This is a genomic window from Candidatus Symbiopectobacterium sp. NZEC127 (assembly GCF_025962675.1).
In the GTDB taxonomy this organism is placed as follows: domain Bacteria; phylum Pseudomonadota; class Gammaproteobacteria; order Enterobacterales; family Enterobacteriaceae; genus Symbiopectobacterium.
Map to the genome: position 1 here is coordinate 24932 of NZ_JAGFPG010000011.1, position 14250 is coordinate 39181.

General features: G+C 51.8%; 12 protein-coding genes and 4 tRNA genes. 2 read left to right on the forward strand and 14 right to left on the reverse strand.

Annotated elements, in window-relative coordinates:
• Window positions 1-84: 84 nt before the first annotated feature.
• The 12 genes from rpoB to J5069_RS23350 form a co-directional block, all read right to left on the reverse strand.
• Window positions 85-4113, reverse strand: a complete 4029-nt coding sequence (rpoB, locus tag J5069_RS23295; protein ID WP_264646072.1) for a DNA-directed RNA polymerase subunit beta — start codon at window positions 4111-4113, stop codon at window positions 85-87.
• Window positions 4114-4439: 326 nt separating this feature from the next.
• Entirely contained in the window at window positions 4440-4805 is a 366-nt protein-coding gene (gene rplL / locus J5069_RS23300; RefSeq protein ID WP_264646073.1) for a 50S ribosomal protein L7/L12, read from the reverse strand.
• A gap of 66 nt (window positions 4806-4871) precedes the next feature.
• A complete protein-coding gene (gene rplJ / locus J5069_RS23305; protein ID WP_264646074.1) occupies window positions 4872-5369 on the reverse strand; it encodes a 50S ribosomal protein L10 in 498 nt (165 codons plus the stop codon).
• 306 nt (window positions 5370-5675) lie between these two features.
• A complete protein-coding gene (rplA, locus tag J5069_RS23310) occupies window positions 5676-6380 on the reverse strand; it encodes a 50S ribosomal protein L1 (protein ID WP_222158933.1) in 705 nt (234 codons plus the stop codon).
• A 3-nt stretch (window positions 6381-6383) separates the two neighbouring features.
• Window positions 6384-6812 carry a 50S ribosomal protein L11 gene (gene rplK / locus J5069_RS23315; protein ID WP_264626659.1) on the reverse strand — a complete coding sequence of 143 codons (429 nt, stop codon included), beginning with the start codon at window positions 6810-6812 and terminating at the stop codon, window positions 6384-6386.
• A 151-nt stretch (window positions 6813-6963) separates the two neighbouring features.
• Window positions 6964-7509 (reverse strand): transcription termination/antitermination protein NusG, encoded by a 546-nt coding sequence (gene nusG / locus J5069_RS23320; protein ID WP_222158935.1) that lies wholly within the window; start codon window positions 7507-7509, stop codon window positions 6964-6966.
• 1 nt (window position 7510) lies between these two features.
• On the reverse strand, window positions 7511-7894 hold the full coding sequence (gene secE, locus J5069_RS23325) for a preprotein translocase subunit SecE (RefSeq protein WP_222158936.1): 384 nt from the start codon (window positions 7892-7894) through the stop codon (window positions 7511-7513).
• A 249-nt stretch (window positions 7895-8143) separates the two neighbouring features.
• The gene (gene tuf, locus J5069_RS23330) at window positions 8144-9328 is read right to left on the reverse strand and encodes an elongation factor Tu (RefSeq protein WP_264626614.1); all 1185 of its coding nucleotides are present in this window, start codon (window positions 9326-9328) and stop codon (window positions 8144-8146) included.
• A 105-nt stretch (window positions 9329-9433) separates the two neighbouring features.
• A tRNA-Thr gene (locus J5069_RS23335) sits at window positions 9434-9509 on the reverse strand.
• A gap of 6 nt (window positions 9510-9515) precedes the next feature.
• A tRNA-Gly gene (locus J5069_RS23340) sits at window positions 9516-9590 on the reverse strand.
• Window positions 9591-9695: 105 nt separating this feature from the next.
• Window positions 9696-9780 (reverse strand) — tRNA-Tyr (locus J5069_RS23345).
• A gap of 15 nt (window positions 9781-9795) precedes the next feature.
• Window positions 9796-9871 (reverse strand) — tRNA-Thr (locus J5069_RS23350).
• 364 nt (window positions 9872-10235) lie between these two features.
• Here J5069_RS23350 and J5069_RS23355 point away from each other — a divergent pair.
• Entirely contained in the window at window positions 10236-10784 is a 549-nt protein-coding gene (locus J5069_RS23355; protein WP_264646077.1) for a GNAT family N-acetyltransferase, read from the forward strand.
• A gap of 200 nt (window positions 10785-10984) precedes the next feature.
• The gene (gene coaA, locus J5069_RS23360) at window positions 10985-11935 is read left to right on the forward strand and encodes a type I pantothenate kinase (RefSeq protein ID WP_264646075.1); all 951 of its coding nucleotides are present in this window, start codon (window positions 10985-10987) and stop codon (window positions 11933-11935) included.
• A gap of 39 nt (window positions 11936-11974) precedes the next feature.
• On the opposite strand, the gene birA is transcribed toward coaA, so the two are convergent.
• Both birA and murB read right to left on the reverse strand, forming a co-directional pair.
• On the reverse strand, window positions 11975-12934 hold the full coding sequence (gene birA, locus J5069_RS23365; protein ID WP_264628275.1) for a bifunctional biotin--[acetyl-CoA-carboxylase] ligase/biotin operon repressor BirA: 960 nt from the start codon (window positions 12932-12934) through the stop codon (window positions 11975-11977).
• On the reverse strand, window positions 12931-13968 hold the full coding sequence (gene murB / locus J5069_RS23370) for a UDP-N-acetylmuramate dehydrogenase (RefSeq protein ID WP_264646076.1): 1038 nt from the start codon (window positions 13966-13968) through the stop codon (window positions 12931-12933). The genes birA and murB overlap by 4 nt, the downstream gene beginning before the upstream one ends.
• Window positions 13969-14250 lie beyond the last annotated feature (282 nt).

Genomic DNA, 14250 nt, shown 5'->3' on the forward strand with positions numbered 1-14250 from the left:
CTCCCGTCGGAGTTAGACCTGTTGGATGCCTGAGCCGAAGCTCAGGCACTCCTTTACACGAGCAAAGCGTACCAGCGAGCAGGATTAACCTTCTTCCAGCTCGATGTTGATACCCAGCGAGCGGATTTCTTTCAACAGTACGTTGAAGGATTCCGGCATGCCCGGTTCCATACGATGGTCGCCATCCACGATGTTTTTATACATCTTGGTACGGCCGTTGACGTCATCGGATTTCACCGTCAGCATTTCCTGAAGGGTATACGCTGCGCCGTACGCTTCCAGCGCCCACACTTCCATCTCACCGAAGCGTTGACCACCGAACTGGGCTTTACCACCCAACGGTTGCTGGGTTACCAGGCTGTAAGAACCGGTAGAACGCGCGTGCATCTTGTCGTCAACCAAGTGGTTCAGTTTCAGCATGTACATGTAACCTACGGTTACTGAACGCTCAAACTGTTCACCGGTACGACCATCAAACAGCGTGATCTGACCAGAGGTCGGCAGACCACCCAGCGTCAGCAGTTCTTTGATCTCAGACTCTTTGGCACCGTCGAACACTGGCGTTGCCAGCGGCATCCCTTTCTTCAGGTTGTCCGCCAGACGCAACACTTCATCATCGGTGAAGGTGTTCAGGTCGACTTTTTGACGCACGTCGTTGCCCAGATCGTAGGCTTTCTGGATGAATTCGCGCAGTTTAGCCACTTCTTCCTGACGCTTCAGCATGGCGTTGATCTTCTCGCCGATACCTTTAGCCGCCATACCCAGGTGGGTTTCCAGAATCTGACCGATGTTCATACGCGATGGAACGCCCAGCGGGTTCAATACGATATCGACCGGCGTACCGTTCTCATCGTAAGGCATATCCTCGATCGGGTTGATCTTGGAGATAACACCCTTGTTACCGTGGCGACCTGCCATCTTATCACCCGGTTGAATCTGACGTTTAACGGCCAGATACACCTTGACGATCTTCAGCACGCCCGGAGCCAGATCGTCGCCTTGCGTGATCTTGCGGCGTTTCGCTTCGAGTTTTTTCTCGAATTCGTGTTTCAGCTCGTCGTACTGCTCGGCCAGTTGTTCCAACTGATTCTGTTTCTCTTCATCAGTCAGACCCAGTTCCAACCAACGCTCACGCGGCAGCTTGTCCAGTTTGTCCGCTTCCACACCGCCGGAAACCAGCACGGCGTGAATACGGGCAAACAGACCGGCTTCGAGGATCTGCAATTCTTCCGTCAGGTCTTTTTTGGCCTGCTTCAGTTGCATCTCTTCGATTTCCAGCGCACGTTTGTCTTTTTCCACGCCATCGCGGGTGAAGACCTGAACGTCGATAACCGTACCGGACACGCCGTTCGGCACACGCAGGGAAGAGTCTTTAACGTCAGACGCTTTCTCACCGAAGATTGCGCGCAGCAGTTTTTCTTCCGGCGTCAGTTGAGTTTCGCCTTTCGGCGTCACTTTACCGACCAGAATGTCGCCGCCCGTCACTTCAGCACCGATATACACGATACCGGACTCATCCAGTTTGGAGAGCGCTGCTTCACCCACGTTCGGGATGTCGGCAGTGATCTCTTCTGGCCCCAGCTTGGTGTCACGGGACACGCACGCCAGTTCCTGAATGTGGATAGAGGTGAAACGGTCTTCCTGCACCACACGCTCGGAAACGAGGATGGAGTCTTCGAAGTTGTAACCGTTCCAAGGCATGAACGCGACGCGCATGTTCTGACCCAGCGCCAGTTCACCCAGATCGGTGGACGGGCCGTCAGCCAGCACATCACCGCGTTCAACCGGCTCACCCAGAGATACGCACGGCATCTGGTTGATACAGGTGTTCTGGTTAGAACGGGTGTATTTGGTCAGGTTGTAGATGTCGATGCCCGCTTCGCCCGGATACATCTCGTCTTCGTTAACTTTGATAACGATACGGGATGCGTCGACGTACTGTACGGTACCGCCACGTTTGGCAACGGCAGTTACACCGGAGTCAACGGCCACAGCGCGTTCCATACCGGTACCGACCAGCGGCTTGTCAGCACGCAGGGTAGGTACTGCCTGACGTTGCATGTTCGCACCCATCAGGGCGCGGTTGGCGTCATCGTGTTCCAGGAACGGGATCAGGGATGCACCGACAGAAACCACCTGTTGGGTGGAAACGTCCATGTAGTCAACCTGATCGCGGCTGAACAAGCTGGATTCGCCTTTGCTACGGCAGGTCACCAGATCGTCAACGAAATGCCCTTCTTCGTCGAGGTTGGTGTTCGCCTGTGCAATAACGTAGTTGCCTTCTTCAATCGCGGACAGGTAATGGATTTCATCCGTTACCACACCGTCACGCACCAGACGATACGGGGTTTCAAGGAAACCGTATTCGTTGGTCTGTGCGTACACGGACAGCGAGTTGATAAGACCGATGTTCGGACCTTCCGGCGTTTCGATAGGACATACGCGACCGTAGTGGGTCGGGTGTACGTCACGCACTTCAAAGCCAGCACGTTCACGGGTCAGACCGCCTGGGCCCAACGCGGAGATACGGCGTTTGTGCGTAATTTCGGACAGCGGGTTGTTCTGGTCCATAAACTGGGACAGCTGGCTGGAGCCGAAGAACTCTTTCACCGCCGCCGAAATCGGCTTGGCGTTGATCATGTCCTGCGGCATCAGGGTATCCAGATCGCCCAGAGACAGACGCTCTTTCACCGCACGCTCTACGCGCACCAGGCCAACGCGGAATTGGTTTTCCGCCATTTCGCCCACGGAACGGATACGACGGTTGCCCAGGTGGTCGATATCATCGACTTCGCCGGAACCGTTACGGATATCGATGAGCTTCTTCATCACCTGAATGATGTCGTCTTTGCTCAGGATACCGGAACCTTCAATCTCGTCACGCAGCAGGGAGCGGTTAAACTTCATGCGGCCCACAGCGGACAGATCGTAACGATCTTCAGAGAAGAACAGGTTCTCGAACAGCGTTTCTGCGGCTTCACGTGTTGGCGGCTCGCCCGGACGCATCATGCGGTAGATTTCAACCAGCGCGCTCAGGCGATCGTTGGTCGGGTCAACACGCAGCGTTTCGGAGATATACGGGCCGTGATCCAGATCGTTGGTGAACAGGGTTTCGATGCGCTTATGGCCTGCCTGACTCAGTTTAGCCAGCAGATCCAGCGACAGCTCCATGTTCGCCACACCGATCAGTTCGCCGGTGCTTGCATCCACATAGTCTTTCGCCAGCACTTTCCCAGCGATGTATTCAACCGGTACTTCAATGCGATCTACGTTATCTTTTTCTAGCTGGCGAATGTGGCGCGCAGTAATACGGCGGCCTTTTTCAATGTACACTTTGCCGTTGGCTTCGATGTCGAACGAGGCAGTTTCGCCGCGCAAGCGATCTGGCACCAGGTCCATCTGCAACTTATTGCCATTGATTTCATAGACAATTTTATCGAAGAACAGATCCAGAATTTGTTCGGCAGAGAAACTCAGCGCACGCAAAACGATGGTCGCCGGCAGTTTACGGCGGCGGTCGATACGCACAAACAGGTTATCTTTCGGATCGAACTCGAAATCCAGCCAGGAACCACGGTAAGGGATGATACGTGCGTTATACAGCACTTTACCGGAGGAGTGGGTTTTACCCTTGTCACTGTCAAAGAACACGCCCGGGCTACGGTGCAACTGAGAAACGATAACGCGCTCAGTCCCGTTGATAACAAAGGTCCCGTTTTCGGTCATGAGCGGAATTTCGCCCATGTACACTTCTTGTTCTTTAATGTCTTTTACGGTGCCTTCCGGCGCTTCGCGCTCGTAGATCACCAGACGCAGCTTGACGCGCAGCGGTGCTGAGAAGGTCACCCCGCGAATCTGACACTCTTTGACGTCAAATACGGGCTCACCCAAACGGTAGCTTACGTATTGCAGTTCAGAGCTACCGCTGTAGCTTGAAATTGGGAATACGGAACGGAATGCGGCTTCCAGACCGTACTGACCTTCCGGATCTTGCTCGATGAACTTCTGAAACGAGTCAAGCTGGATAGAAAGGAGATAAGGTATGTCCAACACTTGCGGACGTTTACCAAAATCCTTACGAATGCGTTTTTTCTCGGTATAGGAGTAAACCATGGGGTTCCTCAGCTCGCTGAAAAGTAAGAACCACTTGCTCGTCCTGACAGGACGGTTCATTGCAACACGATTTTGTTGATCGAAAGGCAATCCGCCCTTCGTGAATACGTCTTTCTATCACTCTTAAATCATTTCATCGCTTTTGCACAGGCAGGGAACCTACGCTGGAAAGCAATATATTAAGGCGTCGATAGAAAAAAATATTGGGATAATCCGTGGTCAAACAGTGCGAAATACCACAGAGCCCCTACAGCGCAAAAAGGCTGGTGACCAAAAAGTCACCAGCCATCAGCCTGAAAACTCAGGCTGCAACCGGAAGGGTTGGCTTATTTAACTTCAACTTCAGCGCCAGCTTCTTCCAGAGATTTCTTCAGAGACTCAGCGTCATCTTTGCTCACGCCTTCTTTCAGCGCAGCAGGTGCAGACTCAACCAGGTCTTTCGCTTCTTTCAGACCCAGGCCAGTTGCGCCACGAACAGCTTTGATTACGGCAACTTTGTTAGCGCCGATAGCTTTCAGGATAACGTCGAATTCAGTTTTTTCTTCAGCAGCTTCAACCGGGCCAGCAGCAACAGCTACAGCAGCAGCAGCAGAAACGCCGAATTTTTCTTCCATTGCAGAGATCAGCTCAACAACGTCCATTACGGACATAGCGGCAACTGCTTCGATAATTTGATCTTTAGTGATAGACATGACAAGTGTTCCTAACAATCAGAAATAGTTTATACGTAAGCAAATGCGATAACAGGAAAAGGGCGATTACGCCGCTTCTTTCTGATCGCGAACAGCTGCCAGAGTGCGGACCAGTTTGCCTGCAGAGGCTTCTTTCATGGTCGCCATCAGGCGTGCAATTGCTTCTTCGTAAGTCGGCAGCGTTGCCAGACGGTCAATATTGGCCGCTGTGATCAACTCACCTTCAAAGGCCGCAGCTTTAACCTCAAATTTTGCATTCGCTTTCGCGAATTCTTTGAACAGACGAGCAGCAGCGCCCGGGTGTTCCATAGAATATGCAATCAAGGTCGGACCAACAAACGTGTCTTTCAGGCATTCGAACTGAGTGCCTTCAACGACGCGACGCAGCAGGGTGTTGCGAACAACACGCATGTATACGCCAGCTTCACGACCTGCTTTACGCAGTTCAGTCATTTTATCTACGGTTACGCCACGAGAATCCGCAACGACCGCAGACAGCGCGCCTTTGGCCACTTCGCTGACTTCAGCAACAATCGCTTGTTTGTCTTGAAGATTTAATGCCATTAGCTTGTGCTCCTGGATATAGCCGGAATACATTTCCGGAACTCACTTCACCTGCAACCACATGGAAAACAGGCGTCAAAACACGGTGAGCAGAATCCAGTAAAAGAAAATTTTCTTTAGGCTCTGTCACCGTCTACGCAGGAAAATTAAGCGTCTCTTTTTTCAGGTAAACCTGAAAACGTTGCAGCACCTGCGGTCTTGGACGGAGGCCTGGATCAGGCCAGGCTCCAACCGAAAAAATCTGTTTGTCCGTTAAGGGACAATGGGCGAAAGATTATACGTATAAATTTCGCCCAGGTAAAGCTATCAGTTAGCGACCGCGTTCAGGCCACTCTGATCTACAGCAACGCCAGCACCCATGGTGGTGGAGAGGCTAACTTTCTTGATGTACACGCCTTTCGCCTGAGCAGGTTTAGCTTTTTTCAGCGCAACCAGCAGAGATTCCAGGTTTTCTTTCAGTTTGTCAGCGTCGAAATCAACCTTACCGATGGTGGTGTGGATGATGCCGTTTTTGTCGTTGCGATAACGAACCTGACCGGCTTTGGCGTTTTTAACCGCTTCAGCAACGTTCGGCGTTACAGTACCGACTTTCGGGTTCGGCATCAGGCCACGCGGACCCAGAACCTGACCCAACTGGCCAACAACGCGCATTGCATCCGGAGAAGCAATAACCACGTCAAAGTTCATTTCGCCTTTTTTGATCTGGTCAGCCAGATCTTCCATACCTACCAGCTCTGCGCCAGCTGCTTTAGCAGCTTCAGCGTTTGCGCCTTGGGTAAATACGGCAACGCGAACGGAACGGCCAGTACCGTGCGGCAGTACAGTCGCGCCACGAACGTTCTGGTCAGATTTACGAGCGTCGATGCCCAGGTTTACGGCAACGTCAACGCTTTCAACAAACTTAGCAGTGGCCAGCTCTTTGAGCAGGGCAACAGCTTCGTTGATGTCATATTGTTTGGTAACATCAACTTTCTCACGGATCACGCGCATGCGCTTGGTCAGCTTAGCCATTTCTTAGTCCTCCACTACCAGGCCCATGGAACGAGCAGTACCCGCGATGGAGCGCGCCATGGCGTCCACGTCGGCACCCGTCATATCCGCCGCTTTGGTCTGGGCAATTTCCAGAACCTGAGCGTGGGTCACTTTACCTACTTTGTCTTTGTTCGGCTTGCCAGAACCAGACTTGATACCAGCCGCTTTCTTCAGCAGAACCGCTGCCGGAGGCGTTTTGGTAACGAAGGTGAAAGAACGGTCGGAGTAAACGGTGATAACGACCGGAGTCGGCAGACCTTTTTCCAGGCTTTCTGTTTTAGCATTGAATGCCTTACAGAATTCCATGATGTTCACACCTTGCTGACCCAGAGCAGGACCAACCGGCGGGCTCGGGTTAGCCATACCAGCTGCAACTTGCAGCTTGACGTAGGCTTGTACTTTCTTGGCCATTTAACTTTCCTCTAATGGGTAATAGCGCCTTAAAAAGGCTCCCCGTGATATTTATTTTTTTAGGCGCCATGGCACCTAAAAACAAAAGGCGCGAAATAATAGATTAATTTCGCGCCAATTACAAGAGATTATTTACAGATGAGAGACTGTATCAGCCTTTCTCCACCTGGCCGAAATCCAGCTCAACGGGCGTAGCACGTCCGAAGATAGAGACCGACACTTTCAGGCGGCTTTTTTCGTAATCCACTTCTTCCACGACGCCGTTGAAGTCGGCAAACGGGCCGTCGTTGACGCGCACCATTTCGCCCGGTTCGAACAGCGTTTTCGGACGCGGCTTATCACCCACCTGTTGCAGGCGGTTCATGATAGCGTCAACTTCTTTGTCGCTGATCGGCGCAGGACGATCGGACGTACCGCCGATAAAGCCCATCACACGCGGAACGCTACGCACCAAGTGCCAGCTGGCGTCTTCCATTACCATCTGTACCAACACGTAGCCGGGGAAGAATTTGCGTTCGCTTTTACGGCGTTGGCCGCCACGAATCTCAACCACTTCCTCGGTCGGCACCATGACGTCGCCAAACAGCTCTTCCATGTTGTGCAATTTGATGTGCTCGCGCAGCGATTGTGCAACGCGGCCTTCAAAGCCGGAAAACGCCTGAACGACGTACCAACGTTTTTTTGGAGCTTCAGACATCTTAGAACCTCAGGCCTGTGATAAATGATATCAAACGGACCAGAATACCATCCAGCCCCCACAGAATCAGTGACATCACGGCTGTTACCGCGGCAACGATCAACGTGGTATGCAGCGTTTCCTGGCGGGTTGGCCAAATCACTTTACGCACTTCAGTGCGCGCTTCGCGGGCAAAGGTCACCGTTGCTTTGCCTTTGGCGGTTAACAGTGCAACACCGCCTGCGGCAGCAATCAGGATAACAACGGCCAATGCGCGAAGCGGCAGACTGTACCCGCGGTAGTAATAGTTACCCACTATGGCAACAACGAGTAAGGCCGCCACAACCAGCCACTTGATCACTTCCAGGCCACGCCCACTACCCTGGGTCTCGGTATTTGCACTCATAAACCAACCTGTCACTCATGAATCAGACAAATAACTTTGCCCCGCAACGCAGGGCAAACCAAACCGACATGATGTTTCGCTCGCAGCGAAACTCGGCATTTACGCTGTAATCTACAGAGCCTATCTCACCACAGATTAGCAGGATTATACGCCACAATCCGTGATGAGATAGGTTCTACTGAGGGCAGCGTAGAAAAAGGGCATCAAATGATGCCCTTTTACTGCATGTTGAGTCAAATTTATCCGCGATTAAGCGATAACTTTAGCAACAACACCTGCACCAACGGTACGGCCGCCTTCACGGATTGCGAAACGCAAACCGTCGTCCATCGCGATCGGGTGGATCAGGGTAACAACCATTTTGATGTTGTCGCCCGGCATTACCATTTCCACGCCTTCCGGCAGTTCGATGGTGCCCGTTACGTCAGTAGTACGGAAGTAGAACTGAGGACGGTAGCCTTTGAAGAACGGCGTATGACGGCCACCTTCATCTTTGCTCAGGATATACACTTCAGATTCGAACTGGGTGTGCGGCTTGATAGAACCCGGCTTAGCCAGTACCTGACCACGTTCGATTTCTTCACGTTTGATACCACGCAGCAGAACACCAACGTTCTCACCCGCACGGCCTTCGTCCAGCAGTTTGCGGAACATTTCAACGCCAGTACACGTCGATTTCGCAGTATCTTTGATACCAACGATTTCAACTTCTTCACCGACTTTAACGATACCGCGCTCTACACGACCGGTTACTACAGTACCACGGCCGGAGATGGAGAATACGTCTTCGATAGGCAGCAGGAACGGACGGTCAATCGCACGCTCTGGTTCTGGGATGTAGGAATCCAGGTAGCCAGCCAGTTCGATGATTTTTGCTTCCCACTCTGCTTCGCCTTCCAGGGCTTTCAGCGCTGAACCACGAACGATTGGGGTATCATCACCCGGGAAGTCGTACTGAGACAGCAGCTCACGCACTTCCATCTCAACCAGTTCCAGCAGCTCTTCGTCATCAACCATGTCACATTTGTTCAGGAACACGATGATGTACGGAACGCCTACCTGACGACCCAGCAGGATGTGCTCACGTGTCTGCGGCATCGGGCCGTCAGTCGCAGCAACTACCAGGATCGCGCCGTCCATCTGGGCAGCACCGGTGATCATGTTTTTCACGTAGTCGGCGTGTCCCGGGCAGTCAACGTGTGCGTAGTGACGGGTCGGGGTGTCGTATTCAACGTGAGAGGTATTGATGGTGATACCACGCGCTTTTTCTTCCGGCGCATTATCGATCTGATCGAATGCACGCGCGCTACCGCCGTAGGTTTTAGCCAGTACGGTAGTGATCGCTGCGGTCAGCGTGGTTTTACCATGGTCAACGTGGCCGATAGTACCGACGTTAACGTGCGGTTTAGTACGTTCAAACTTTTCTTTAGACATCGACTGTCCCTCTAAGACACGGATAAATCGGTGATAGCACCACATTAACCAAGCTAACGCTTGACGAATTTTTTACAGAAAGGAAATCAGGAGATGAAAAAGAAGTGGTGCTGATAGGCAGATTCGAACTGCCGACCTCACCCTTACCAAGGGTGCGCTCTACCAACTGAGCTATATCAGCACTTATTGGAGCGGGCAGTGGGAATCGAACCCACATCATCAGCTTGGAAGGCTGAGGTAATAGCCATTATACGATGCCCGCATCCTGAACTCGGCTACCTGATTTCTCTGTTGAAAGCTTCCGCCTTCACCAACACGGTGATTGCCTCATCGCGTTGGTTCAGCCACAACGTGTATGGCTTGAATTTGGTGGTGGGGGAAGGATTCGAACCTTCGAAGTCTGTGACGGCAGATTTACAGTCTGCTCCCTTTGGCCGCTCGGGAACCCCACCTAATTGTGTACTTGATGGTGCCGGCTGCCGGAATCGAACTGGCGACCTACTGATTACAAGTCAGTTGCTCTACCAACTGAGCTAAGCCGGCATCAAGTGCTGCGCATTCTAGGTAGAGCGAGCCACCTATGCAACAAAAAAATTGCTTAAAATGTGCTATCGCTTAGATTTTATCCAAATTCGAGCATGAATTCACGTACCTCGCGATAAAATGCCTAAAGAACATCCAAATTCACGACCAATCCCGCACAATCCCCCCCGGTGGTGCACTCTTTTTTTAGCATGGCTTCAGCGCGGTGCTGCACCAACAATGACCTTTTGCTCCAAGGTAACGCACCGTCTTCGCCATAAATGCGTGTTTAACCGCATTTATGACCTGAATCTGGCCTGGCATGTATCTTGCTTTATTTCGGTAAAGCGGGTCAGAGAGGGCTCATTTCGCTGGAGACTGCATGATGAAAATCGTTTTACTCAATGACACAACCCTTCCGGTTTACCGCACGGAGCTGGCAGACCTGCTGCTAGATGCGGTCATGCATGGCGCCTCTGTTGGCTATGAGATGCCTTTGTCGCACGAAACTGCAGCCAGCTATTTTCACGGATTACGCACCTCTCTGGCGGAGGGGGCTCGTTTGCTGTGGATCGCTCGTGACACTCAAGGCATTGTCGGAAGCGTGCAGCTTGAGCTGTGCCAAAAAAGTAATGGTTTGAACCGGGCAGAAGTGCAAAAACTGCTGGTACACAGCCGCGCACGTCGCCAGGGGATTGGCCGTAAACTGCTGTCGGTGCTAGAAACAACCGCTTTTGAGCTTAATCGAGGTTTGCTGTATCTGGATACTCAGGCGGGCTCTCCAGCAGAGGCCTTTTACCGCACGCAAGGGTATCGTTATCTGGGAGAAATCCCTGATTATGCCAGTGCGCCCGATGGTAGCTATCACCCGACCGCCATCTACTACAAGCGCCTGTTTGTCGCCAACCGGATGACACATGCTCTGGCAAGTTAACCGTTTCCTGACGCCATTGCGTCAGGAAATATCATACTGTTGTCTTCTTTTCTGCGTGCCCAACGTGTAACCTGCCTGACATCTACTAATCGAATCACAACATTACCGTGTATGACCACCCGCGGCTTATACTCCCAGCTCACACAACGCGTGGGCAGTTTCGCCTCCAGGCAGGATGGTCTATAGGATAAATTGGACAGATGAGAGACAGCGAGCAACCTTTGGTAACACCCTACCTACACTTCGATCGCCGTCAATGGGCTGCATTGCGCAATTCAGTACCATTAACGCTGACAGAAGAAGAAATCATCCGGTTGAAAGGGATCAATGACGAGTTGTCGCTCGATGAAGTTGCCGAAATCTATCTGCCTTTATCACGTCTGCTTAATTTTTATATCAGCTCAAACCTGAGACGCCAGGCGGTATTGGAGCAGTTTCTCGGCACGAACGGGCAACGCATTCCCTATATTATCGGCATCGCAGGCAGTGTCGCGGTTGGCAAAAGTACTACAGCGCGCGTATTGCAGGCATTGCTAAGCCGTTGGCCCGAGCATCGTCGGGTTGAATTGATCACCACTGATGGTTTTTTGCATTCCAAACAGGTGCTTAAAGACAGAAACCTGATGCAGAAAAAAGGGTTCCCTGAATCTTACGATATTCATAGCCTGATGAAATTTGTGTCGGATATAAAATCAGGGGCTAAAAAAGTCACTGCGCCAATATATTCGCATTTGACTTACGATATTGTGCCAAATAGCAATAAAGTGGTGGAACAGCCGGATATTCTTATCCTCGAAGGATTAAACGTCCTGCAAAGCGGAATGGATTACCCACACGCACAACCACGCGCCTTTGTTTCTGATTTTATTGATTTTTCTATATATGTTGACGCTTCGGAAGCATTATTAAAATCCTGGTATATCAACCGGTTTTTAAAATTCCGCCTGGGGGCATTCTCCGATCCTAATTCTTATTTTCATGAGTATGCAAAATTAACGGAAGAGCAAGCGGTGACAATCGCAACCAAAATTTGGCGCGATATTAATGAACCTAACTTACACCAAAATATTTTGCCCACCCGTGAGCGCGCCAGCTTGATTATGACCAAAAGCGCTAATCATGCCGTTGACTATGTGCGTTTGAGAAAATAGCAGAATTACAAGACAGTAGGGGGTAATCCCCCCTACTGACTACTTGCCACGCAGTGATATTTCGCCACCAATATAGGCCTTAATCTCGCCGTTCTCTTCGAGTAACAGCGCGCCCTGCTCATCAATTCCACGTTCGATCCCGTGGATCTCGCGCTCACCCATGATCAATTTCACTGGCCGATTATAGTAATTATCGATGGCTTGCCAGCGAGGGATGAACGAACGCAGTCCACCTTGTTCAAACACTTCCAACGCGTTACTCAATTCAGTAATCAGCGTAGCGGCCAGGATATTACGATCGATATCGATCCCAGCCTCTTGCAAATTGATCCATTCCTGCGTGACGCCTTGCCCAGAGGAAGGCCGCATCCGCAAGTTGATGCCAATACCGATCACTAACTGTGCCGCGTCTCCTGTTTTTCCCAGCAACTCAACCAGAATACCGGCCAGTTTGCGATCGTGCATATAGAGGTCATTGGGCCATTTTACTTTGACATCATGTGCACCGAGGCGATGCAGCACTTCTGCAATCACGATACCAATCGCCAGGCTCACGCCCACCGCTGCCGCAGGCCCCTGTTCCAACCGCCAGAACATGGAGAGATAGAGATTGGCACCAAACGGTGATTGCCATTGCCGCCCACGACGACCGCGGCCCGCGTGCTGGTACTCTGCCACACAGGCATCGCCAGAGTGCAAGCTCTCCAGCCGGTCTAGCAGATACTGATTGGTTGAATCAATAACGGGCAGTACCGCAACGTTATTTCCGGGGAGTGCGGCACGAATGACATTTTCATCCAGCAATTGCATCGGTTCAGGCAGGCTGTACCCTTTCCCCGTAACGGGAAACACATCCAGCCCCCATTCTCTGATGGTTTGGATATGTTTGTTGATACCGGCTCGGCTCATTCCCAACAGCTCACCCAGGTATTCACCCGAGTAAAACTCACCGTCGGAAAGAATCTGGATTAGCGTTAAAGGGACTCGGATATCTTTCATGACAGCACCTCTGTTGCGCTTACTTCACCCTGTGCCGCAATAAAGCGCACTTCCGGCTCAAGCCAGAGTGCAAATGTCTCTGCAACGTTATCACGCACATAACGCGCCAGTGCAACGATATCGTCGCTCGTCGCCTCATCAAGGTTAACCAGCACCAAAGCCTGCTGCTGATGGACCGCCGCGCCGCCAATGCGGTGCCCCTTTAACTGGCACTGATCGATAAGCCAGCCAGCAGCAAATTTAACCGTACCGTCGGGCTGTGGATAGTATGGCGCAGTGGGGTAACGCATCAGAATAGCCTGGGCCTGCTCGGCGCTAACCACCGGATTTTTGAAAAAGCTGCCCGCATTTCCCATCAGCGCGGGATCGGGTAATTTCTTACGCCGCATGGCACATACCGTAGTAAAGATAGCATCAGGCGTCGCAGTTGCAGGATCGAGCTGCGCCAAATCACCATAGCCCAATACAGGAACCCAGGACTTGGTCAGATGCAGACCTACCGCAATAATGGCAAACCCCTGGCGGTATTCATGCTTGAAGATACTTTCACGATAGCCAAACTGGCACTGCTCCGCACTGAGGCGGGTCACCTGATTGAGGGTAAGATCCAAGACATCGACATATGCGCAAAACTGCTTGAACTCAGCGCCATAAGCGCCAATATTTTGGATAGGTGCCGAGCCAACACAGCCTGGGATCAGCGCCAGATTTTCCAGGCCCGGCACGCCTTGTTGCAGCGTGTACTCGACCAGATGATGCCAGTTCTCACCGGCACCAACGTGCAGATGCCATCCGCCATCATCCTCAGCAATCTCAATCCCTTTTATGCGGTTAGCAATGACTGTTCCTGCAAAATCAGCCAAAAACAGGACATTGCTACCTTCCCCCAACATCAACACCGGCCTGCTCTGCGCGTTCGCATGACGCCAGGAAGCGACTAACGCATCAGGGGTATCGGCGAAGACTACCTCATCGGCATAAACGGGCAAAGAGAAGGTGTGGTAAGGCTTAAGGGATATGGCACTGCTCGTCATCAGAACGTACTCTCCAGATTGAATACGCCGTAGTTTACCCGATCCCGAACGCCAAATCTCTACGGTCCACGGGCATCTTCAATCCTTGAGTGAGCAATAAAAGGCGAATCATTCCTGATGATAAATGACTGACGCTAAAAACCACGCACAGCAAAAAGGGCTGTCCTTTCGGACAGCCCCTTCGCTACTTTTCATCATCAGACGTCGTCTGATAACTGATATAAAAGCCTGGCAGTTCCCTACTCTCACATGGGGAAGCCCCACACTACCATCGGCGCTACG